This is a genomic window from Aeromonas hydrophila subsp. hydrophila ATCC 7966, assembly GCF_000014805.1.
Taxonomy (GTDB): Bacteria; Pseudomonadota; Gammaproteobacteria; order Enterobacterales; family Aeromonadaceae; genus Aeromonas; species Aeromonas hydrophila.
This window is the reverse complement of sequence record NC_008570.1, coordinates 33,145-55,441: the sequence shown is the minus strand read 5'-3', so window position 1 is coordinate 55,441 and position 22,297 is coordinate 33,145. Positions and strand designations below refer to the sequence as shown.

Here is a 22,297-nt window from a genome sequence, read left to right as displayed (position 1 = left end):
TGGCTCAGGGCAGCAGCTCGGTCAGCGAGGCCAGATCCACCGGCGCGCCGTAGTCGACGCCCGGCAGCTCGAAGCCGTTGAGCTGCATGAAGTCCTGGCGCAACCCGGCAAAGTCCCCCAGCGCGTGGAAGTTGTCCGGCGTCACCTTGGACCAGAGCGCCGAGACGGCGGCCTGAATGGCCGGGTCCAGTTCGTGGTCATCCATCCGGATCAGCCGGTTGCCGTCGGCCACCACCCCTTGCGGGCCGTACATCTTGGTGGCGAACAGCCGCTGCATCTGCTCGATGCAGCCTTCGTGCACGCCGCGCTCCTTCATCACCCCCATCAGCAGGCCCAGATAGACCGGCAGCACCGGAATATAGGCGCTCGCCTTGGTCACCAGCGCCTTGCAGACCGACACCCAGGCATGGCCGCCAAGCTCCGCCAGCTGCAGGTTGATGGTCTCGGCGGTGGCGTGCAGATGCTCCTTGGCATAACCGATGGTGCCGTCCCGATAGAGGGGGTAGGTCGATTCGGGGCCGATATAGGAGTAGGCCACGGTCTGGGCGCCGGGCGCGAGGCAATCCGCCTGCTGCAACGCCTGCAGCCAGAGCTGCCAATCCTCGCCGCCCATCACGCTGACGGTGTCGCGGATCTCCTCCGGGGTGGCCGGATCCAGAGACTGCTGCACCAGGGTGTCGTGTTCCAGATCCAGCCCCCAGCCGCTGAATGGCTGGCTGGTGGTCTTGAGCACGGAGCGCACTTGCGTGCCGTCAGGCAACACCCGGATGCCGCTCGCCAGCGAGTAGATCACCAGATCCACCTGCCCCAGCTGCTGGCGGATAGTGTCGATGGCCTGCTGGCGCATCCCGATGGAGAAGGCATCCCCGATCAGATTGATGGCAATGCGGCCGGTCTGCTCCGCCTCCTTGCGAAACCAGATGTTGTTGTACCAACCGGCGCTGCCCGGCCCCTTGTCAGAAGGGCCCCGCTCGAACGACACGCCGACGGTGTCGGCCCCGGCTCCGAAGGTCAGGGCAATGCGCGACGCCAGCCCGAAGCCGGACGAAGCGCCCAGCACCAGCACCCGTTTCGGCCCGTTGAAGGAGCCCGCCGCCCTGACGCTGGCAATCTGTTGCAACACGGCGGCGCGGCAGCCGATGGGGTGACAGTTGCGGGCGACGCAGCCCTGGATCTGTGGGTGAATGATCATCAAGGAGTCTCCAAGGAATCAATACGATACGCGAAATGACAGTCGCAGACCGACCCGCATCCAACCGGGATCCGGTGTTAACTGGCCGGCGACGGTCTGCCAATGGAACTGGCTACAGCATAACCAAGCGAGACGGGATTACCTTGATGTCGGGCGGAATATCGGCGAGAAGGCGGCAGAAAAACAAAAGGGAGCGCGAGGCTCCCCAAAGCGGTATTCAGATGCTTTTTGTTGTTTTGTGTTCATTGCGAAGCACGGGCACATCCTATGCCTGTCACCGGCCGCGGGCAAGCCGGCGGGTGTGACCTGCTTCAAACTCCTGTTCGATTTATAGCCAGTTTATTAGCTGTCGTCGGCGACAAGCTCCATAAGAAACTCGTTTAAATCCCAAAACTGTGCCGGGGACATCATTTTAGTTTCAGCAGACATTGGTATAGTGGACTCAGGATCAGTGAGGAGAACTCCCATGAATGGAACCTATTACAAACACATACTGGCCGCGATCGACCTGTCGGAAGACAACCGCAAGGTGATCGAGAAGGCGGTCGACCGGGCCCGCTCCAACGGCGCCAAGCTGTCGGTGATCCATGTCGATGTGGACCTCAAGGATCTCTACACCGAGATGATCGATATCGACATCGACAACGTGCAGGATCAGGTGATCGCCGAAGCGAAAGAAAAGCTGGAAGCCTTCCTGGCCTCGGTGGACTACCCCATCGAGAAGAAGCTGGTGATCTGTGGTGATTTGAGCGAGCGGGTCAACCAGGCGGTCAGGGATTACCAGATCGATCTGCTGGTGTGCGGCCATCGCCAGAGCTTCTGGAGTCTGCTCACCTCGAGCGCACGCCAGCTGATGAATACCGTGCCCTGCGATCTGCTGGTCGTCCCCTTGCAGAAGTGATCAAACAGGCGTAGTTTGATTTTCCATGAATATGACCTCATTCAATCACAACTACTGGTGGTGCTGCTCTTAAACAGGCGGCACTGCTTTTCTATGTAAAATTCCCCAAAGAAAACACCGTGACCGCCGAGAGGCGGTCATTGTTTTCATCCCTTTGTCGCCTCCCGGCTCACCCAACTGGAGAGAGTGACATGCACAACCCCGTTATCCTGACTGGCGACCGTCCCACCGGCAAACTGCACATCGGCCACTATGTCGGCTCGCTGCGCCAGCGCGTCGAAGCCCAGCACCATTACCGCCAGTTCGTGATGATCGCCGATCTGCAGGCGCTGACCGACAACGGCCACAACCCGGCCAAGGTGACCGACCACGTGCTGGAGGTGATGGCCGACTACTTGGCCGCCGGCCTCGACCCGACCAAGACCACCTTCTGCCTGCAGAGCGCCCTGCCCGCCCTCGCCGAGCTGACGACCTATTACCTCAACCTGGTCAGCGTCGCCCGGCTGGAGCGCAACCCCACCGTCAAGGCGGAGATCCAGCAGAAAGGGTTCGAGCGCAGCCTGCCCGCTGGCTTCCTGATCTATCCGGTCAGCCAGGCCGCCGACATCACCGCCTTTCGTGCCACCCATGTGCCGGTGGGTGAGGATCAGCTGCCGATGCTGGAGCAGACCAACGAGATAGTGCGCCGCTTCAACACCCTGGTTGGCAAAGAGGTGCTGACCGAGTGCCAGCCCATCCTGAGCGACACCGGCCGCCTGCCAGGCATCGACGGCAAGGCCAAGATGTCCAAGTCCCTCGGCAACACCATAGAGCTCGGCATGTCGGCGGAGGAGATCAAGCAGGCGGTGTTCGCCATGTACACCGACCCCAACCACCTCAAGGTGAGCGATCCGGGTCAGGTGGAGGGTAATACGGTGTTCGCCTATCTGGATGCCTTCCACCCCGACAAGGCGCTGGTGGCCGAGATGAAGGCCCACTACCAGCGCGGCGGGCTGGGCGACATGCGCTGCAAGCAGGTGCTGAACGACTGCCTGCAGACCCTGCTCGCCCCGATGCGGGAACGGCGCGAGGCGGCCATCGCCGACAAGCACCAGCTGCTGCGCCTGTTGCAGCAGGGCACCGAGCAGGCGCGCGCCCTGACCGACGAGGTGCTGGCCGAGGTGAAGGGGGCGATGGGGCTCGACTACTTCGCCGGATTGAACTGATCCGCCCCGCGCTGCGCCGGGCTGCCGAGCGCATCCGCGCCGTAGCGCTCGAACGCCAGCCGGTGCAACAACCCCTTGAACCAGCCGATCGCCTCGTCATGGGCGGTGAGCGGGTGGCCCGCCATCAAATAGACGATGGGGATGTCGGGGTCCAGCTGGTGCAGCCGCAGCGGGTAGTAGCGGCAGAAGTGGCGCCCGATCATCTCGGGCACCACCACCAGATAGCGACCGGTGGCCATCAGCGGAGGCACCGCCATAAAGCTCGGTAATCGGACACCCAGTTCACGCTCCACCCCGAAGCGGGCCAGCCAGAGATCCACCATGGCCTGACTGTGGCCCCAGCTGGAGGTGTGGATGTGGGGCCGGCTGACCAGATCGTCCGGCCCCAGCACGTCAGGCAGTTCGCTGCCAAGGGGAGACAGACAGACCAGCGGGTTGTTGAACCAGGGTTCGCGCCACAGCCGGGGCGAGAGGTGATTGGCATCGGCGAAGCCGATCACCAGATCCAGCTCCCCCTTCTCCAGCTCCCGCTCGTAGTCGCTGTCCGCCAGCTCGCACACCTCCAGCCGGCAGTGCGGGGCATGCCGGTGCAGCCGCTCCACCAGCGCCGGCACCAGACCGTGTTCCACCGAGCCCGGAGTGGCGATGCGAAAGATCCGCCGCGCACTGGCGGGGTCGAACCCCTTGGCCTGCCGCAACCCCTGCTCCAGCATGGCCAGCGCCTGGCGCACCGGGCCGGCCAGCGCCTTGGCGCGCTCGGTCGGCATCATCTCGCGCCGGCTCATCACGAACAGAGGGTCGTCCAGCGCCGTTCGCAGCCGCCCCAGCGCATGACTGACGGTGGACTGGGAGAGATGTAGCCGCTCGGCAGCACGGGTGACGTTGCGCTCCTGCATCAGCATGTCGAACACGGTGAGCAGGTTGAGGTCGAGGCGGGAAAGGGGCAGTTCCATCGATATTGGCCATGGTTGGATGACGACAATTCATTTTTGGCATAGTAGCAGATTGCATAGAATGCGCAGGCGAATTACATCGGAGATTAAAATGCGTAGCTATCTGTTGTTGCTGGCGATTGGCCTGTTGTGGGGCTCCCAGTTCATTTTCATGCATCAGGCCGTGACCGAATTGCCCCCCATCATGGTGGCAGCGGGTCGCGCCTTGTGTGGCAGCCTGACCCTGGGTCTGCTCTGCCTGTTCATGCGTCTCAAGAGCGAACACACCCCGTGGCGTACCTATATGCTGATCGCCCTGCTCGATGCCACCCTGCCCTTCATCATGGTGGCCTGGGGTCAACAGTATGTGGATAGCGCCATCGCCGCCGTGGTAATGGGTTGTATCCCGTTTGTCACCATCCTGATGGCACCCTTGTTGGTTTCCGGTGAAAAAATCACCAAGGGCGGTCTCGTCTCCGTGGTCATCGGCTTCGTCGGCGTGCTGGTGCTGTTCTGGCCGAAACTGACCAGCGGCATGAATGCCGGCCTGCTCGGCGCCATGGCCATCCTGTTCGGGGCCAGCTGCTTCGCCATCGGCCTGCTGATGATCAAGCGCTTCGCCAAGGACCACCCGGTGGTCGTGGCACGCAACATCCTGATCTCTTCGGCCATCCAGCTGCTGCTGGCCGCGCCGTTCGTCACCGATCTGAGCGCGCTCACCATGCCGAGCCAGCATGCCATCGGCGCCGTCGCGGTGCTCGGGGTGTTCTGTACCGGTCTGGTCTACTTCCTCTACATGGCGCTGATCCAGAAGGCGGGCCCGACCTTCGCCTCCTTCAGCAACTACCTGGTGCCGCTGTTCGGCGTCATGCTGGGTGCCCTGTTCCTCGGCGAAAAGATCCAGTCCACCACCGGCGTGGCACTGGCCCTGATCCTGGGTTCTGTCGCCCTCAACCAGTGGGCCCAGCAGCGCCGCGTCCAGCGGGAGGCTGCCCTATGTCAGGCATCCTGACCACGCTCTGCGGCGGCCTGGTGGTGATCGCCGGCTGGCAGTATCGCCAGCGGCTGATGGGTCTGCTCGGGCTGCTGATGGTGCTGCTGCCCTGGCTCTTCGACAGCAAGCTGCAAGCCATGCTGAGCTATGCGCTGAGTGCCTGACATCCGTTTCTGAATGTGTGACGAGAGTGTATCTCTCCTGTTTTTGGGACCGTTTTTCAAAAAAACCTCCGATTTGTCCCTTCTACCGGCGCTCTGCGCCGGTTTTTTTATGCCAGCCTTTCCCTGCCAGCGCAGACGCCAAGCCCCTTGCACATCACTCCTGATAGCGATAGCTGAGTCGCTCATTCTTGCGCGGACCGGTGATCTGCCAGCCGAGCAGAAAGCCGTCCCCGCTCGGCGTCAGCTCGGCGCTGTAGTGATCCTGACCGCACAGGTGGGGCTCGGCGGTGAGCCAGCAACCATCCGCCTGCGGCAGCAGCTCGAACAGCACCACCGGCTGCTCGTAGCGCAGATGGGAAAGCCGGATCCCCTGCTCGCCGCGCTGCCACCAGAAGCGGTTGTGCATGGCCAGCACCCGGCCATGGGGCGTGGTGTAGCGGCCCTGCTCGGCAAACAGCCAGCCCCCCTGATGATCGGTCACCACCACCTCCCCCTCGCCACTGCCGCACCAGTCGGTGGCGGAGCCTTCCGCGTTGCTCGCGGTAAAGGCAAATGCTCCGATCTGTGGCAACTGGCGCCATAAACGCTGGATCAAGGCTTCTATCTCGGCCATCATAGCCCCCTTCAAAATTGACAACTGACGACAAATCAACCACATGAACTACTTGATAGGGGTTACCCTGCTCTGGTCATTCTCCTTCAGCCTGATCGGGGTCTACCTCGCCGGTCAGGTGGATGCCTACTTCTCGGTACTGACCCGCATCGTGCTCGCCAGCCTGGTGTTTCTGCCCTTTCTCAGACGGCGCTGGTTGCGCCCCGACCTGGTGGCCAAGCTGATGGCCCTCGGCGCCACCCAGCTCGGCATCATGTATCTGTTCTATTACCACTCCTTCCTGCTGCTGACGGTGCCGGAAGTGCTGGTGTTCACCATCTTCACCCCCATCTACGTCACCCTGATCCATGACCTGCTGGAGCGGCGCTTCAAGCCCACCTATCTGTGGGGAGCCTTGCTGGCAGTGCTGGGGGCGGCCGTCATCCGCTTCGACGGGCTGACCGAAAGCTACGTGCTGGGCTTCCTGGTGGTGCAGGGTGCCAACATTTGCTTCGCCATCGGCCAGGTTGGCTACAAGGTATTGCTGGCACGGGAGAAGGAGCAGCCCCCACAGCTCGCCGTGTTCGGCTGCTTCTATCTGGGCGCCCTGGTTGTGGCCCTGCCCGCCTGGCTGCTGCTGGGCACGCCACAATACCCCACCAGTACCCTGCAGTGGGGCATTCTGTTGTGGCTGGGGATTGGCGCCTCGGGCCTTGGTTACTTCCTGTGGAACAAGGGGGCGACCCAGGTCAGCAGCGGTGTGCTGGCCATCATGAACAACGCCCTGATCCCGGCGGGTCTGCTGGTCAATCTGCTGCTGTGGGGCAAGGATACCGACCTGCTCAGGCTCACCCTGGGCGGCCTGCTGATGCTGGCCTCCCTCTGGGTATGCCAGCGTCATGGTGTAAGTGAGCGCTGACTAAAAATCAGCCAACGACAGTGTTGTGCTCCCGTCTGGCCTGACCGTGGCAGGTAGCCAGCCGGGCCAGCAGGTGGTCGATCTGCTCGCCGGCCTGGCTCTGCACCAGGCCGATGCTGACGGTCACCGGTCGCTGCGGCAGCAGGCTGGCATCGGCGATCTCGAGGCGCAGCCGCTCGGCAATCTCGAGGCCGCTCAGCCGATCGGTCTGGGAGAGCATCAGGATGAAGCCATCTTCGTCCCAGCGGGCGAAGGGGTCTTCCCGCCGCAGCTCGTGACGCACGATGCGGGCCAGCTTGGCCAGCATGGCATCGCAGGCCACCTCGCCGAACAGTTGCTGGATCTTGGCCCTGTGGTCGACGCTGAATTGCAGCAGACTGAAGCTGCCGCTCTCGCTGGCCAGCCGCTCATCGAGCAACAGCTCGAAGTGGCTGCGGCTCTCCAGCCCGGTGAGGGGATCGGTGCCGTTCCGCTCTTCTACCGGCAGTGTCTGTGAGTCGAGTAGACACACCACCCCCAGCACCTGGCCGTGGACATCGCGCCGGGCCCGCTCTTCCAGCCGGACATAGTGGCCGTCGTGATGCAGGATGCGGTATTCGAGCCGGATCTGGGCCACCCGCCCGCTCTGGCAGGCGGTCAGCGCCTCCTGCAGGTTCCCCACATCGTCGGGGTGCACCCGCTCCAGCCAACCGAGATCATCGAGACCGGCTTCGTTCAATCCCAGCAGCCGCAAACAGGAGAGATCCCTCTGCACACCCTGCTGCGGGCTCCAGCTCCAGAGTCCTGCCTCCAGCAAGGCGATGGCATCCGCCATCAGCGCCAGATCAAACCGGGTAATTGCCTCCCTGAGGGGAGCCTTGAGCATGTCCATCGAGCGCCTCGACACCGAATCTGAAGACCTTCTCAATAAGTAACATTGGCTCTCGCGCCGAGCAACAGGGTCAGCTCGCTTTTCCTTGATAGCCGTTCATCAGGGCCTGCCAGTTCTCCGGCACGAAATGGAAACTGGTATGCAACTGGGACTCCTTGTTGAAGGAGCGCAGCAACCGTTCCAGGTTGGCCTGCTGCCAGTTGCCGGGAGAGCGGATGGCCCCCTTGTCGAAGTCGATCACCCACACCTTGCCCTCCTTGTCGAGCAGCAGGTTGTGGCTGTTGAGATCGGCGTGATAGACCCCGGCGTCGTGCAACCGGCGCACCGTCTGGCCCACCTTGTGCCACACCTCGCCGGCGATCGGCCCCTGCTTGAGCAGGGCCACCAGATCCTTGGCGCCGCGAATGCGCTCGATCAGGATGTCGGCCCGATAGAAGGGGCCCTGCTTGGCCATCCGGGCGGCAAACGGGCGCGGCACCGGCAATCCCTGGGCGCTCAACTTGGCCAGCAGCGTGTATTCGGCCATGGCACGGCTCGATTCGACCCCCTCGAACCAGAAGCGATCCCGCACCACCTTGCCCACCATGCCACCGCGATAGTAGTGACGCAGCACCAGATGGCGGGATTCATCCTTGACGAACCAGGTCACTCCGCGGCCGATGGAAGACCCTACCACCTGGCGATGTGTCTGCCACCAGGCCGGATCAAACAGCTCGGGAGAAGGGTCGCGAAACGCCCCTTCGGCGTACCAGCAGATCTGGTTGTGTTCGGTCTGAATTTGCATTTTTGGCGATTCCGGTCGGTCAGTCAGTCATGGCTACACAAGGCAAGGGCAGGCAACGGCAACACAGGTCCTGTCAGGGGCACCGGCTGCCGGTCGTGCGCAATTTTACAATCCACGGGGGAGTTTGCATAATGCCATCCATCCATTTTGCCACCATTGCGCCACATCATGCCGCTGTTCCAAACGCCGCCCTCCTCCATCTGCATCCTGCGGCTCTCCGCCATCGGCGACTGCTGCCACGCGCTGGCGCTGGTGCGCGTCATCCAGCGGACCTGGCCGACGACCCGCATCACCTGGATCACCGGCAAGATTGAAGCGACGCTTTTTGCCGATCTGCCCGGGGTCGAAGTCATCGCCTTCGACAAGAGCAAGGGCTGGCGCGGCTACCGCGATCTCTGGCAGACCCTCAGGGGACGCCAATTCGATGCCCTGCTGCACCTGCAGGCGGCCATGCGGGCCAGCATCGCCACCCTCGGCATCCGGGCCAAGGTCAAGCTCGGGTTTGATCGGGAACGGGCCAGCGACGGCCAGTGGCTGTTCACCAACCACAAGGTGCCATCCCCCGCCTCGCCCCACGTGCTGGACGGCTTTCTCGCCTTCGCCAAAGAACTTGGCATCCAGGATCTGACCCCGGACTGGCAACTGCCCATCAGCGCCGAGCACCAGGCTTGGGCGAAAGAGAAGATTGACGGCAAGCCGACCCTGCTCATCTGCGCCGCCGCCAGCAAGGCATTCAAGAACTGGACTGCCGCCGGCTATGCCGCGCTGGCGGATCACGCCGCAGGCAAGGGTTTTCAGGTCTATCTGTGCGGCGGGCCGGCCAAACTGGAGCGGGATCTGGCCGCCGATATTCAACGGCTGAGCCACAGCAAGCCGGTGGATCTGGTGGGACAGACCAACCTCAAGCAGTTGCTGGCGCTGATCAAGGAAGCCAGCTTGGTGCTGGCCCCCGATACCGGCCCCACCCACATGGCGGCCCTGGTGGGTACGCCGGTGCTCGGCCTCTATGCCCACCACAACCCGGACCGGACCGGCCCCTATCTGTGCCGTGACTACGCGGTCAGCGTCTACCAGGAGCTGGTCGAGCAGGAGACCGGCAAACCGCTGGCCGAGCTCGGCTGGCGCACCCGCCTCAAGGATCCGGACGCCATGAGCAAGATAACCCGCGAGCGGGTCATCGCCGCCTTCGACCGGCTCTGCGCCGATCGCCAGCTGCCCGCCGGGAAGCAACTCGGAATTTCCGAGCAGTGAAGCAGGGATAATCTGCTGGCCCACCCGCACGGTGGCAGGCAGAATGGCGGCTGATGTGGGTGACGCTCCCGCAGCAAGCTACGAATACTTTGATCGGCTGGAATATGATTCCGGCCGTTTTTTTATCCGCCACCTTCTGTTAAAATTCGCCGCCTTTACATCCCTCTCAATTCAAGAATTTTCCGCGTTTCGGATTTGGCTGTCTCCCTTTCGGGCACAAGACGGCGGCCTCTGCTACAACCAAAACACGGTCTCGCTTAAAGGTACAGACATGGCGCAACAAGGCACTCTCTATATCATCTCCTCCCCGAGCGGAGCGGGTAAATCCAGCCTGCTCAATGCCTTGCTGACCCAGCACAACAGCGCAGGCAAGATGCAGCTGTCGGTTTCCCACACCACCCGCGCCACCCGTCCCGGTGAAGAGCACGGGGTGCACTACCACTTCGTCAAGGTGGAAGAGTTCAAGGCGCTGATCGAGCGCGGCGACTTTCTGGAGTGGGCCGAGGTGTTCGGCAACTACTACGGCACCTCCCGCGCGGCCATCGAAGCCTGCCTGGCACAAGGGATCGACGTGTTCCTCGACATCGACTGGCAGGGCGCCCGCCAGATCCGCGAACAGATGCCGACCAAGTCCATCTTCATCCTGCCGCCCAGCCGCGAAGAGCTGGAGCGCCGCCTGATCGGTCGCGGCCAGGACAGTGCCGAGGTGATCAAGGGCCGGATGGAGAAAGCCATTGCCGAAATGGTGCACTATGACGAGTATGACTATGTCATCATCAACGAAGACTTTGAGCAGGCACTGTTCCAGCTGAGGGCCGTCATCGAGTGCCAACGGCTGGAATTGCGCCAGCAGCAGCAGGCCCAACAAAACTTGCTGCAACAGCTACTGGCAGAATAGGCCAAAAACAAGTAAACTTTTGCGTCATTTTTAAACACCGCTTTTTTAAACCGAGAAAGCCCAAACACTGGAGTCCTGCATGGCACGCGTTACTGTAGAAGATGCTGTAAAACAGGTAGGTAACCGTTTTGACCTGGTGCTGGTCGCCGCCCGCCGCGCCCGCCAAATCGCGGTTCAAGGCAAAGATCCCCTGGTTGACGAAGAGAACGACAAGCCGACCGTGATCGCCCTGCGCGAGATCGAACTGGGTCTGGTGAACAACCAGGTGATGGACACCCAGGACCGTTACGAGCAGCAAGAGCAGGAAGCCGCCGAGCTGGCTGCCGTTGCTGCCATCGCCGAAGGCCGCGGTTAAGTCAGTTATTTCTTATAGTCGGCGCCCGCCCGGGTGCCGACTGTTCTCCCCCATTTACAACCGCTCGAAAACCTCGCAAACTCAGGACTATACCCTCTATATCCACGGATTGCCGTTTCACCGCTGCGGGGACTGTCTTGTATTTATTTGAAAATCTTAAAGAAATAGCCAGTTCCTACCTGCCACCCGAGCAGGTGGAGAAGCTCAGGCAAGCCTATGTGGTGGCCCGTGATGCTCACCAGGGACAGATGCGTTCCAGCGGCGAGCCCTATATCACCCACCCGGTTGCCGTTGCCCGCATTCTCGGCGACATGCGCCTCGATCATGAAACCCTGATGGCCGCCGTGCTGCACGACGTCATCGAAGATACCCCTGTCACCAAGGCCGACCTGGCCGAACTGTTTGGCGATGCCGTCGCCGAGCTGGTAGCGGGCGTCTCCAAGCTCGACAAGCTGAAGTTTCGCGATCGCAAGGAGGCCCAGGCCGAGAACTTCCGCAAGATGGTGATGGCCATGACCCAGGATATCCGGGTCATCCTGATCAAGCTGGCCGACCGCACCCACAACATGCGCACCCTGGGCTCCCTGCGACCGGACAAGCGCCGCCGCATCGCCCGGGAAACTCTCGAGATCTTCGCCCCCATCGCCAACCGCCTCGGTATTCACACCATGAAGAACGAGCTGGAAGAGCTGGGCTTCGAGGCGCTCTACCCCATGCGCTCGCGCGTGTTGCGCGAATCGGTGCGCCGCGCCCGCGGCAATCGCCGCGAAATCATCGACTCCATCCAGAGCGAGATTGAAGGCCGGCTGCGCGAGGCAGGCATCGAATCCCAGGTCAGCGGCCGCGAGAAGAACCTGTTCTCCATCTACAACAAGATGGAGAAAAAAGAGCTGCAATTTCATGAGGTAATGGATATCTACGCCTTTCGTGTGAGGGTGAAGGACATAGATACCTGTTACCGGGTGCTGGGCCAGATGCACAGTCTCTACAAGCCCCGCCCCGGCCGCTTCAAGGATTACATCGCCATCCCCAAGACCAACGGCTACCAGTCGCTGCACACCTCTCTGGTGGGGCCGCACGGGGTACCGGTGGAGGTGCAGATCCGCACCGAGTTCATGGATCAGATGGCCGACAAGGGCGTTGCCGCCCACTGGGCCTACAAGCAGGATGGCGACAGTTCGGGTACCACCGCCCAGATCCGCGCCCAGCGCTGGATGCAGAGCCTGCTCGAGCTGCAGCAGAGCGCCGGCAGCTCCTTTGAATTCATCGAGGGGGTCAAGACCGACCTCTTCCCCGACGAGATCTACGTGTTCACGCCGGAAGGGCGCATCATGGAGCTGCCCGCCGGGGCCACCCCGGTGGACTTCGCCTACACGGTGCACACCGACATCGGCCACGCCTGCGTCGGTTCGCGGGTCGATCGCCACCCCTATCCGCTGAGCAGCCCGCTGCACTCGGGCCAGACGGTGGAGATCATCACGGCGCCGGGGGCTCGCCCCAACGCGGCCTGGCTCAACTTCGTGGTGACCACCAAGGCCCGCTCCAAAATCCGCCAGTTCCTCAAGAACCTGCGCACCGAAGAGTCGGTGGTGCTGGGTCGCCGCCTGCTCAACCATGCGCTGGGCGCCAAGAACATCGAAGACATCCCGGAGCCACGCATCAAGCAGGTGCTGGCCGACACCAAGCACGAGAACCTGCAGGGCCTGCTGGCCGACGTGGGCCTTGGCAACGCCATGAGCGTGATGGTGGCGCGCCGCATGCTGGGGGATGAGCTGCCGCCAGAAGAGCAGCCCAAGTCCAGCAGCAAGAAGATGCCGATCAAGGGTGCCGACGGCATGCTGGTCACCTTCGCCAACTGCTGCCGCCCGATCCCGGGGGACGCCATCATTGCCCACATCAGCCCGGGCAAGGGCCTGGTGATCCACCAGGAAGCCTGCCGCAACATCAAGGGCTACAGCAAGGAGCCGGACAAGTACCTGCCGGTGCAGTGGGAAGTGGACAAGGAGCAGGAACAGGAGTTCCGCACCGGCATCAGTATCGAGATCGTCAACCACCAGGGCGCCCTGGCGGAGCTGGCCAACGTGATTGCCGCCACCGGCGCCAACATTCACGCCATCAGCACCGAGGAGAAGGATGGCCGGGTCTATCTGGTCACCCTGCTCATCACCACCAAGAGCCGGATCCACCTTGCCAACATCATGCGCAAGATCCGGGTGATGCCGAACGTGCTCAAGGTGAGCCGACAGAAAAACTGACCACAGGCGGCGCAAGCCGCCTGCTGCTTTTCAAGAGACAAGCTTGGCCCACCGCCGCAGGTACACCCGTTCGCCTTGGCGAGTGGACAAACCCGGCTTCGGCAGAGCCGGCATGACCGCGAAACGCGTCAAACGAATTTACGACAGGCTGGCCCGGCGCCAGCCCGATTTGATCCTGTGCATGCAAGCGATGCGTGCACACACCTCACGACATAGAAACCGATATGACTCCTGAACGCTTCAAGCGCATCACCGACATGCTGGCCCAGCGCCAGCTCGATCTGACCGTCTGCATGGAAGAGGTCCACAAGCCGCACAACCTGGCCGCCATCGTGCGCACCGCCGATGCCATCGGCATCCATCGGGTGCACGCGGTCTGGCCCAAAACCTGGATCCACAAGCGCAAGGGGACCGCTCGCGGCAGCCAGAACTGGGTGGACGTGAAGCTGCACCCGGACATCGGCAGTGCAGTGGCCGAGCTGAAAGCCTCCGGCATGCAGATCCTGGCGACCCACCTCTCCGACAGCTCGGTGGATTTTCGCGCCATCGACTACACCAAGCCCACCGCCATCCTGGTGGGTCAGGAGAAGCACGGCATCGGCGAAGAGGCGCTGGCCCTGGCCGATCACCATATCGTCATCCCCATGGTGGGCATGGTGCAGTCCCTCAACGTCTCGGTGGCCGCCGCCGCCATCCTCTATGAGGCCCAGCGCCAGCGCGAACTGGCCGGCTGCTACCAGCGCGGCTGCCCGCTCGACCTGGAGGAGCAGAACAGCATACTGTTCGAGGGGGGCTACCCCATCTATGCCCAGCTCTGCAAAGAGAAAGAGATGCCCTACCCCCAGCTCGGCCCGGCCGGCGAAATCCTGGCGGACGAGCAGTGGTGGCAGCAGATGCAGCTGACGCGCAAAGGATGGGCCGCGCAACAGGAAGAAGATGAATGGCAGGATCAGTGATGGAAAATCCGTTCGGTAGCTGGCTGGAATCCCAGGTCATACGGGATCATCTGACCAACCCCAATATCGAGGCCGGGGAGTACAGCTATTACTCCGGCTACTACCACGGCAAGCCGTTCGAGGATCATTGCGTACGCTACCTGCTCGGCGATGGTTCGATGCGGGAGTCCTGGGACAGTGGCCAGTGGGGTAAGGAAGTTGACCGCCTGATCATCGGCAAGTTCTGCTCCATCGCCTCCGGCGCCACCTTCATGCTGGCGGGCAACCAAGGTCACCGGCTGGACTGGGTTTCCACCTTCCCCTTCGATGCTGCCCGCTTCGGTGACGGCGTGCAGGACGGTTTTCTGCGCAAGGGAGACACCCGGATCGGCAACGACGTCTGGATCGGCTCGGAAGCGATGATCATGCCCGGCATCACCATCGGTGATGGTGCCGTCATCGCCACTCGTGCCGTGGTGACCAAGAATGTGGCCCCTTACACCATAGTCGGCGGCAACCCGGCCCAGCCTATCCGACGTCGCTTCGGCGAGGAGCAGATTGCCATGCTGCAGGAGATGCAGTGGTGGGACTGGCCGCTGCAGCACCTGCAGGCGGCTATGCCGCTACTCTGTTCGGGCGATATTCAGGCCCTTTACCGACACTGGCAGCAGGAGTGCACATCATGAACCTGTTATCGCCCGCCCTGCTGGCCCTGACCCTGTTTTCTGCCGGAGCCCTCGCCGTGAACAATCCCTATCAGCTGACGCCGGAAGCCGACGTCGCCACCCTTCATCAGCAGACCCTGCCCGACTTCTGGCGCCAGCACGCCGTCGAGAGCGCCTTCAAGGGCAAGGACGGAATCACCATCCGCTATGCCGCCCTGCGCCAGGCCAAGGTCGATCGCGCCATCCTCATCGTCAACGGCCGGGTCGAAAGCTACCTCAAGTATCAGGAGCTGGCCTGGGATCTGTGGCGCCAAGGCTACAGCCTCTACCTCATCGACCACCGCGGCCAGGGCTTGTCCGATCGGCTTCTGGCCGACCAGGAGAAGGGATATGTCGACCAGTTCGACGATTATGTGCTCGATCTCAAGCAGTTTCATGACGAGGTGATCGCCCAGGACCAGCCCGCCAAGCTGTTCCTGCTCGCCCACTCCATGGGCGGCGCCATCTCGGCCCGCTATCTGGAGCGCTGGCCCGATGATATCGAGGCGGCCGTGCTCTCCTCCCCCATGATGGGCATCAATCTAGGCGGCCTGCCCAAGTGGCTGGCCAAGGGGCTGGCGGCCACCATCGGCACGGTCGGCGGCTGGCTGGGCGAGCCTCCCTACGGCCCGGGCCAGGGCCCGTACGAGAGCCACGACTTTGCCGACAACGGCCTGAGCCACAGCGAAGCCCGCTATCAGGCCTTCCGCGAGCTCTATGAGCAGCGCCCGCAGATCAAGTTGGGGGGCGCCACCGCCCACTGGATCTATCAGGGGCTGACGGGGGCGGACGCCGCCGTGGCCGAGGCCGGCGCCATCAAGACGCCGCTGCTGCTGCTGCAGGCCGGTGATGACGGCGTGGTGGACAACGCCGCGCAGGATGCCTTCTGTGCGCTCGCTCGCTGCGAGGGAGGCAAGCCGCTGCGCATAGAAGGGGCCTGGCACGAGCTGTTCATGGAGGCCGATCCCCAGCGCCAGGCCGCGCTCAACGCGACTCTGGCCTTCTTCGCACGCTACTAGCGGCTGGTTATTTTTTGTATCCCTAAATAAATGGGGTAGCGGGAGCGGTTGCTGTACACTGCTCCCGCTTTCATTCGTAACCCCGAGGTGATGATGTATAAGGTCGTTGTATCCGATCTCGATGGCACCCTGCTCAACGGGCAGCACCAGATCTCCCCCCGCACCCGCGATACCCTGCACCGTCTGGTGGATCAGGGGATCAAGTTCGTGGTGGCCACCGGCCGTCACCATGTGGATGTGCGCAGCATCCGCGACACGCTCGGGCTCGACATCTATCTCATCACCTCCAATGGCGCCGTGGTGCACGACAAGCAGGATCAGCTGATCTTCAACCAGGCCCTGCCGGACGGCGTGGCGGCCGAGCTGATCGCGCTGGAGCGCGACCCCTCCATCCACATCAACCTCTACTACGGCGACGAGTGGCTGGTGGAAGAGGAGATGCCTTGGCTGCTGCAGTTCCATCATGAATCCGGCTTCAGCTATCGCCTGACCGATCTCGCCAGCCACCCGCTGGACAAGGTCAACAAGGTGTTTTACATCGGCGAGCACGAGAAGCTGCTGCAGATCGAGGCAGAGCTGAACCAACGTTATGGTGATCGGCTCAACGTCACCTTCTCCCTGCCGGACTGCCTCGAGGTGATGCACGCCGGGGTGCACAAGGGCAATGCCGTGCGCGCCGTGCTGGAGCAGCACGGGCTGGAGATGTCCCAAGCGGTGGCCTTCGGCGACGGCATGAACGACTTCGAGATGCTGAGCATGGTCGGCCGCGGCGTGGTGATGGGCAATGCCCACGACCGGCTCAAGCTGGCGCTGGCCAACCACGAACAGACCCTGAGCTCCGACGAGGATGGCGTCGCCGTCTATCTGGAGCAGTTGTTCGCCCTGCAGGGCGTCAACGTCGCCTGAGACAAGGCGCCATGAGCAACTCTGCGGCTCATGGCGCACAACCCCATTCAGCGGCTGAAGCGATGGCCGCAGACCCCGCAGCGATAGTGCCGGGACAGGCGTCGATCCAGGGTACGCCCCAGCCACCAGCCCAACCCTCCCCCCATCAATCCTCCCAGCACGGCACCACCCAACGCTCCCGCCAGGGCACCGACGACAGTACCGACACCACCCAGCACCGAGCCCGTTGCGGCCCCCATTCTGGCGAGCGTGGCGGCGCAGGCATAGCCGCCCGCGGCCCCCAAGCCCAGGGCGCAGGCTCGCTTCACCCGTTCATCCTCGATCCGTGCCACCCCTTCACTCATGCAGTGCGGGCATCTCATGGTGTGCTCCTGTACGGATAACCGTTCGAACGACTCGACCGGCAGCCGGGCTCAGGTGGCCGGCTTGAACCGATCCTTGTCGAGCTGGTGCTTCTTCATGCGCAGATAGAGCTTCTTGCGCGGAATGCCGAGGTACTGGGCGGCATCGGTCACCCGGCCGGAAAAGAGGAACAGGGTATCCTCGATCACCCGCCGCTCGAACTCCTCCACCAGGTCGTCCAGCGGCTCCTTGCCGCTGGCCAGGGGGATAACCTGCTCCGCGCCGGCCAGCTTGACGATGCCCACCGCATAGAGCTCGGCCACGTTGCGCAGCTCGCGCAGGTTGCCGGGCCACTGATGCCGCTTGAGCGTCTCCAGATAGGCGCGGTCCACCGCCGGCACCGGCCGGCCGATGCGCTTGCAGCCCTGTCGCAGAAAGGCCCGGAACAGGGGGATGATGTCACAGCTGCGCTCCACCAGCCGGGGCAGCTTGAGCCGCACCTGGGAGAGGAAATAGTAGAGCTCCGGCATCAGTTGCTGGCGTTCCACCAGCGCCTCCGGCGACTCGTCAAACAACCCTATGGCACGCAGCGACTTGCTCCCCTTGCGCTCCTGATCCAGCAGGTGGTTGCCGAGCCAGCGCTGGCAGTCGGCACTCAGGCGGGCCGGGGATTGCAGCACCAGGGTACCCTGCCCCGCCTGTGCCAGGCTGGCTTGCACCTCGGCCAGGCTAGGGGCCGAGACACAGTCGTGCAGCTGGAAGGCTTGCTCCCGGCGGGCGCTGATCCGGTGCAGCAGCCGGGCCAGGGTGTGACGGCCCGAGCCGGCCGGCCCTTCCAGCAGCAGGTCCTTGTCGGTTTGTGCCAGCTGGTTGAGCTGGCTGCGAAGCGTCACTATCTGCGGACTGGAGCCGATCAGCTCGTCATCCACCGTCGCCTGGATCTCGCTGCGGCGCGCCAGCACGGCGCTGCGCTGTCGGCAGGCCCGCTCCAGCAGGCCCAACAGATCTTGCGGATTGAGCGGTTTCTCCAGAAAGTCGAACGCCCCCTGCTTGACCGCCCGCACCGCCAGCGGAATGTCCCCGTGACCGGTGATCATGATGACCGGGATCTCAGCGTCCAGCGCCTGCACGCTGGCCAGCAGGTCCATGCCGTTCATGGCCGGCATGTAGATGTCAGAGACCAGCACCCCTGGCCACTGATCCGCCAGCAGCGCCAGCGCCTCGTGGGGCGAAGTCGTCGCCCTGGGGTGGTAGCCGGAGAGCCGCAGCAGGTGGCAATAGGATTCCAGCACGTCCTCGTCATCGTCCACCAGCAGCACGTTGGCAGGACGGTTAGCGGGCAACAGCATCGATGGCGTTCTCCTCGTTCTGATGGGCGACCGACCCGGCAGGGTCGGCCAACGCAAATTCCATGATCACCATGGCGCCGCCGGTCAGCGCCGATCCCAGCATGATTTCGCCGCCGCAACGGGCCAGCAGGGAGCGGCAGATGGTCAGCCCCAACCCCAGTCCAACCTCCTTGGAGGTGGTGAAGGGGGTGAACAGCCTCGGCAGGATGGCCTCGCTGAAGCCGGCGCCGCTGTCGACCACCGCCAGCCGCAGCCGGGCCTCGCTTCGTTCCAGCAACTGCAGCCGGATCTCGCGCCGCGTCAGCCCGGCCACCGCATCCAGTCCGTTCACCAGCAAGTTCACCAGCACCTGCTCCAGCAGCACGGGGTCGGTCTCGAGCCAGAGCCCGTCCGGCAGTTCGTTGCAGAGGATGCAGCCATCGCGCTTCGCCCGCGTCTCCAGCAGCAGCATGGCCTGCTCAGCCAGCGCCCCCAGCGCGAGCCGGACCCGCACCTCCTCGGCCGGCGACTTGCGGGCGAAGTGGCGCAGAGCGTTGATGATCCGGCTCATGCGCCGCCCCAGCTTATCGAGCCTGCCCAGATCTTGGTCCAGCGCCTGCAGCTGACCGGTGGCCAGCGCCGTCCGGCTGGTGTAGAGGTAGGTCATCATCGCCGACAGCGGCTGGTTCAGCTCGTGAGCCAGGCTGGTCATCGCCTGCCCCACCACCGCCATCTTGGCAGCCTGGATCAGCTCATCCTGGGTCTGCAGCAGGGTGCGCTCCGCCTGCAGGCGCTGCACCACCTCCTCCGCCAGCAGCCGGTTGTTCTCGGTCAGCTCGCGGGTCCGCTCCGCCACCCGCAGGCTGAGCTCCCTGGCCGTCAGCTCCTGGCGGGTGACATCCGTGATGGTGATGATGAACCTGTACCCGCGCCCCTGCTCGAAGCGACGCAGGTTGAGGTGCAAAAAGCGGGGCGCCTCACCCAGCCCACAGGCCAGGGTGCACTCGCTGTGGCCGAACCGGTGCAGCGGCTGGCCCGCCCTGAACTGATCGGCCAGCACCACCCCCGCCTCTGCCGGAAAGGCCTGCCACAACGGCTGGCCCGGTTCGACGCCGGTCTGCTGGAACAGGGTGAGCGCGCTCGGGTTGACCGACTCTATGGTGCCATCCGGATGGCAGGTGATGAGGCAGGCCTGGGTATTGTTGATGAGGTTGAGGGCATTGGCCCGCTCCATCTGCTGCAACTGCAGGCTGAAGTGGCGCAGGCTGTCGCCCAGCCGGCCGATCTCGTCCCGGCCGCAGGTGCTGACCGGCACGTCCAGCCGGCCTGCCGCCACCCTGTCCAGCTCCTGTCCCAACAGGTCGAGCCGCTTGATCAGCCGGCGGCCGATCAACACCACCAGCACGAAGATGCTGAGCAGCAGGGTGAGTGCCAGCACCACCAGGATCACCAGCTTGCCGGTCGCCACCAGCTGGCTGCTGTCCTCCCCCAGCGCACTGAGGGAGCGGTTGGCGTCACTCACCATCAGGCTGACCCGCTGGTGATAACGCGATACGGCGTCGTCCAGCCGCGGTCGCAGGGCCGTCAGCTGCTGGTGGGTCAGCACATCCGCCAGCAGCAGCCGGTGCAGCGGGCCATCCGGCTTCACCAGGGTGATGATGTCCTGCAGGATCTGGCGATAGCTCACGGTCGAGGGGTACTCCGCCAGCCGCGAGGTCAGCGCGTCTATCTCGTCAATCTTGTAGCCGATGAACAGGAAGGCGCTCTCCAGATCCTGCTGATAGCGCTGGGCGATCACCTCGCCCACCAGCGACTGCAGCTCATTCTCCTTGAAGGTGAGATCCTGCAGGGCGGAGAACTCCTTGATGACGTTGCCAAATTCGCTCATGTCGTCCGGGCTGGCCACCATGCTGGTCAGATGCCACTCCACCTCCTGCAGCAGAGGGGCGGCATCGTCCACCAGATCCTGGTGCAGCCAGTTGCTGCGCTTCTGCAACTGCTGCAGGGTTTCGGCGTGATCGATCTGCGGCTTGAGATAGCGCCCGTGATCCGCCACCAGCGCGCCCAGCTCCTCGAACGCCTGGCGCTGCGAAGGTGTCTGATCCCCCGGGGTGCCCAGCAGGTAGGCGCGCTGGATGTCCCGCAGGGTGGTCGACACCGCGTTGGAGAGGCGCTGGTACTGCACCGGGTCCCGGGTATCGCGCAGCTGGGCCAGCAACAACAACAGGCGGGAGCTGGCCCGCTCAAGCTGGTAGGCGCCGTCGATGGCGGGCAGGCTCTCTTCCACGATGAGGTGGATCTGCCGGCCCAGCCGATCCCACATCACATAGGCGGCCATGCCCATGGCACCGGTCAGGGCCGTGATGGTCACGAAGGCGAGGATGAGCCGCCGCCCCAGAGTGCGCGGCATGGCCAGCATGCGCCCCAGCCGGCTCATGGTCTGGCTGCCTGTTCGACCAGACGCTGCGCCTCGTGCAGACGCGCCTCGGTCGCCTGGCGCCACTGATGCATCACCCGCTCCGCCTGCGGATTGCCCTGCTCCCGGTCATAGAGGCCGTCAAACAGCGCCAGCAACGCCGGATCCTGCGCCTCCTGCTCGCTCAGCGGCGGCGTGCTCGCCTTGGCGACGGCCTGCTCCAGCAGCGCGACCCGCCAGGGCTCGCCATGGGTATTCAGACCGTTGATCCCCTGCCAGGTCATCTTCAGCCTGGGTCGCTGCTGGGTGATGGTCTGCTCGAACAGGGCCTTGAGCAGACCGGCCCGCCGATAGAGCAGCGCCTTGTCGGTGACATAGCGGGTCTGCCGGGCCAGCCGGGGTTGGCTCAAGGTGGCCTTGGCCATGCCGGGGGTAGCGATGATGGCTTGGCCGCTATCGGAGAGCAGGTACTGGATGAACAGAGCCGCGCTGGCCGGCTGGGTACTGTGGCGTGCCACCCCCAGGTAGGTCGGCAGGATCACCGAGTCGGGCATGATGTTGAAGCCGACGTGATCGAAGCGGGCCTGGCTGTTGAGGGCGTAACTGTCGATCACCAGGCCGGCCCCCGCCAGACCCCGGCTGATGCCGTCGCTCACCCCGAAGCTGCGCGCCGTGATGGCCGACAGGTTGCCGCCCAGCCGCATCAGCAGGGCCCAACCCTGCTGCCAGCCATATTGCTGCAGCACGCTCTCTACCATCATGTGGGTGGTGCCGGACTGGGAGGGCGAGCTCATCATCACGTGCCCCATGAAGAGCGGGGACGCCAGCTGCTGCCAGGTGGTCGGCAGCGGCAGCTGATATTTGGCCAGATAATGGCGGTTATACATGATGCCGCTGCTGGAATAACCGACCACGGCCACTTTATTGCCCAGCCCGAGCGTATGAGGAGTGAGCCATTTAGGTGGCATAGTTTCATTTGGCAAAGCTGCCAGCAAACCGGCTTTGTCCAGCGTGTTAAAAAAAGTCGGCGATGACGACATGATAATATCGACTTTCGGTGCACCGGCTTCCGTTAATAAGCGCAGGGAGGGAATGGTGCGTCGATAAATAACCTCGATCCGAACCCCGGGATATTGTTCGGCAAAGCCCTCGATCACTGCCTTGACCGGCGCCTCAGAAAAGGAGGTAAGCACCGTCAGCGAGGCGGCCTGAAGGGTGCTGAATGGCAACAAAACGCAGCCCGTGAGCAGGGCCAGCCGGCGGAAAAAGAGGTGCATGACTATCGGTCGACTCGCGCTTTAATTCAGGATTATGTGCAGTACATCTAATATTTG

Annotated in this window: 22 protein-coding genes; 13 read left to right on the top strand and 9 right to left on the bottom strand. The window is 63.4% G+C overall.

Features of this window, described 5'->3' with window-relative positions; all coding sequences use genetic code 11:
- Window positions 1-4 precede the first annotated feature (4 nt).
- Window positions 5-1,192, bottom strand: a complete 1,188-nt coding sequence (fabV, locus tag AHA_RS00250) for an enoyl-ACP reductase FabV (RefSeq protein ID WP_011704090.1) — start codon at window positions 1,190-1,192, stop codon at window positions 5-7.
- Between the two features lie 466 nt (window positions 1,193-1,658).
- Between fabV and AHA_RS00245 the strand changes: the two genes are divergently transcribed.
- Window positions 1,659-2,093, top strand: coding sequence for a universal stress protein (locus tag AHA_RS00245; RefSeq protein WP_010635648.1), 435 nt, complete (start codon window positions 1,659-1,661; stop codon window positions 2,091-2,093).
- A gap of 191 nt (window positions 2,094-2,284) precedes the next feature.
- Window positions 2,285-3,298, top strand: coding sequence for a tryptophan--tRNA ligase (gene trpS, locus AHA_RS00240; protein WP_011704089.1), 1,014 nt, complete (start codon window positions 2,285-2,287; stop codon window positions 3,296-3,298).
- Here trpS and AHA_RS00235 read toward each other — a convergent pair.
- Window positions 3,277-4,251, bottom strand: coding sequence for a LysR family transcriptional regulator (locus AHA_RS00235; RefSeq protein ID WP_011704088.1), 975 nt, complete (start codon window positions 4,249-4,251; stop codon window positions 3,277-3,279). The two genes, trpS and AHA_RS00235, sit on opposite strands and share 22 nt — an antisense overlap.
- A 91-nt stretch (window positions 4,252-4,342) precedes the next feature.
- Between AHA_RS00235 and AHA_RS00230 the strand changes: the two genes are divergently transcribed.
- Window positions 4,343-5,242 (top strand): DMT family transporter, encoded by a 900-nt coding sequence (locus AHA_RS00230; protein ID WP_164927499.1) that lies wholly within the window; start codon window positions 4,343-4,345, stop codon window positions 5,240-5,242.
- Window positions 5,227-5,388 carry a hypothetical protein gene (locus tag AHA_RS21650; RefSeq protein WP_011704086.1) on the top strand — a complete coding sequence of 54 codons (162 nt, stop codon included), beginning with the start codon at window positions 5,227-5,229 and terminating at the stop codon, window positions 5,386-5,388. Before AHA_RS00230 ends, AHA_RS21650 begins: the two co-directional genes overlap by 16 nt.
- 154 nt (window positions 5,389-5,542) lie before the next feature.
- Here AHA_RS21650 and AHA_RS00225 read toward each other — a convergent pair whose 3' ends face one another.
- Complete coding sequence (locus AHA_RS00225; protein ID WP_011704085.1) at window positions 5,543-6,001, bottom strand: DUF6314 family protein; 459 nt, start codon at window positions 5,999-6,001, stop codon at window positions 5,543-5,545.
- 43 nt (window positions 6,002-6,044) lie between these two features.
- Here AHA_RS00225 and AHA_RS00220 point away from each other — a divergent pair, with 43 nt between their 5' ends.
- A complete protein-coding gene (locus AHA_RS00220; protein WP_011704084.1) occupies window positions 6,045-6,899 on the top strand; it encodes a carboxylate/amino acid/amine transporter in 855 nt (284 codons plus the stop codon).
- A 7-nt stretch (window positions 6,900-6,906) separates the two neighbouring features.
- Here the strand turns inward: AHA_RS00220 and AHA_RS00215 are convergent, their stop codons facing one another.
- A complete protein-coding gene (locus tag AHA_RS00215) occupies window positions 6,907-7,770 on the bottom strand; it encodes a sensor domain-containing diguanylate cyclase (RefSeq protein ID WP_164927498.1) in 864 nt (287 codons plus the stop codon).
- Between the two features lie 70 nt (window positions 7,771-7,840).
- Entirely contained in the window at window positions 7,841-8,554 is a 714-nt protein-coding gene (locus AHA_RS00210; protein WP_011704082.1) for a 3-deoxy-D-manno-octulosonic acid kinase, read from the bottom strand.
- 168 nt (window positions 8,555-8,722) lie between these two features.
- On the opposite strand from AHA_RS00210, the gene AHA_RS00205 reads away from it, so the two are divergent.
- The 8 genes from AHA_RS00205 to AHA_RS00170 all read left to right on the top strand — a co-directional run bounded on the left by AHA_RS00205 (window position 8,723) and on the right by AHA_RS00170 (window position 16,877).
- A complete protein-coding gene (locus AHA_RS00205) occupies window positions 8,723-9,805 on the top strand; it encodes a glycosyltransferase family 9 protein (RefSeq protein WP_011704081.1) in 1,083 nt (360 codons plus the stop codon).
- A 271-nt stretch (window positions 9,806-10,076) separates the two neighbouring features.
- Window positions 10,077-10,703: a guanylate kinase gene (gmk, locus tag AHA_RS00200; protein WP_016348898.1), complete on the top strand. Its 627-nt coding sequence runs from the start codon at window positions 10,077-10,079 to the stop codon at window positions 10,701-10,703.
- A 79-nt stretch (window positions 10,704-10,782) separates the two neighbouring features.
- Window positions 10,783-11,058: a DNA-directed RNA polymerase subunit omega gene (gene rpoZ / locus AHA_RS00195; protein ID WP_005307060.1), complete on the top strand. Its 276-nt coding sequence runs from the start codon at window positions 10,783-10,785 to the stop codon at window positions 11,056-11,058.
- A 137-nt stretch (window positions 11,059-11,195) separates the two neighbouring features.
- Complete coding sequence (gene spoT, locus AHA_RS00190) at window positions 11,196-13,313, top strand: bifunctional GTP diphosphokinase/guanosine-3',5'-bis pyrophosphate 3'-pyrophosphohydrolase (protein WP_011704079.1); 2,118 nt, start codon at window positions 11,196-11,198, stop codon at window positions 13,311-13,313.
- 224 nt (window positions 13,314-13,537) lie between these two features.
- Window positions 13,538-14,269, top strand: a complete 732-nt coding sequence (gene trmH, locus AHA_RS00185) for a tRNA (guanosine(18)-2'-O)-methyltransferase TrmH (RefSeq protein ID WP_026080420.1) — start codon at window positions 13,538-13,540, stop codon at window positions 14,267-14,269.
- Entirely contained in the window at window positions 14,269-14,934 is a 666-nt protein-coding gene (locus tag AHA_RS00180; protein WP_011704077.1) for a CatB-related O-acetyltransferase, read from the top strand. Before trmH ends, AHA_RS00180 begins: the two co-directional genes overlap by 1 nt.
- Window positions 14,931-15,971 carry an alpha/beta fold hydrolase gene (locus tag AHA_RS00175; RefSeq protein WP_011704076.1) on the top strand — a complete coding sequence of 347 codons (1,041 nt, stop codon included), beginning with the start codon at window positions 14,931-14,933 and terminating at the stop codon, window positions 15,969-15,971. The genes AHA_RS00180 and AHA_RS00175 overlap by 4 nt, the downstream gene beginning before the upstream one ends.
- Window positions 15,972-16,064: 93 nt before the next feature.
- The gene (locus tag AHA_RS00170) at window positions 16,065-16,877 is read left to right on the top strand and encodes a Cof-type HAD-IIB family hydrolase (protein ID WP_011704075.1); all 813 of its coding nucleotides are present in this window, start codon (window positions 16,065-16,067) and stop codon (window positions 16,875-16,877) included.
- Between the two features lie 47 nt (window positions 16,878-16,924).
- Here the strand turns inward: AHA_RS00170 and AHA_RS00165 are convergent, their stop codons facing one another.
- The 4 genes from AHA_RS00165 to AHA_RS00150 are packed head-to-tail and all read right to left on the bottom strand — an operon-like array spanning window position 16,925 to window position 22,240.
- The gene (locus AHA_RS00165) at window positions 16,925-17,239 is read right to left on the bottom strand and encodes a hypothetical protein (protein WP_011704074.1); all 315 of its coding nucleotides are present in this window, start codon (window positions 17,237-17,239) and stop codon (window positions 16,925-16,927) included.
- 51 nt (window positions 17,240-17,290) lie between these two features.
- Window positions 17,291-18,568: a sigma-54-dependent transcriptional regulator gene (locus AHA_RS00160; RefSeq protein ID WP_011704073.1), complete on the bottom strand. Its 1,278-nt coding sequence runs from the start codon at window positions 18,566-18,568 to the stop codon at window positions 17,291-17,293.
- Window positions 18,552-20,984: an ATP-binding protein gene (locus AHA_RS00155; RefSeq protein WP_011704072.1), complete on the bottom strand. Its 2,433-nt coding sequence runs from the start codon at window positions 20,982-20,984 to the stop codon at window positions 18,552-18,554. Before AHA_RS00155 ends, AHA_RS00160 begins: the two co-directional genes overlap by 17 nt.
- Window positions 20,981-22,240: an ABC transporter substrate-binding protein gene (locus tag AHA_RS00150; RefSeq protein WP_164927497.1), complete on the bottom strand. Its 1,260-nt coding sequence runs from the start codon at window positions 22,238-22,240 to the stop codon at window positions 20,981-20,983. The genes AHA_RS00155 and AHA_RS00150 overlap by 4 nt, the downstream gene beginning before the upstream one ends.
- Between the last annotated feature and the right edge of the window lie 57 nt (window positions 22,241-22,297).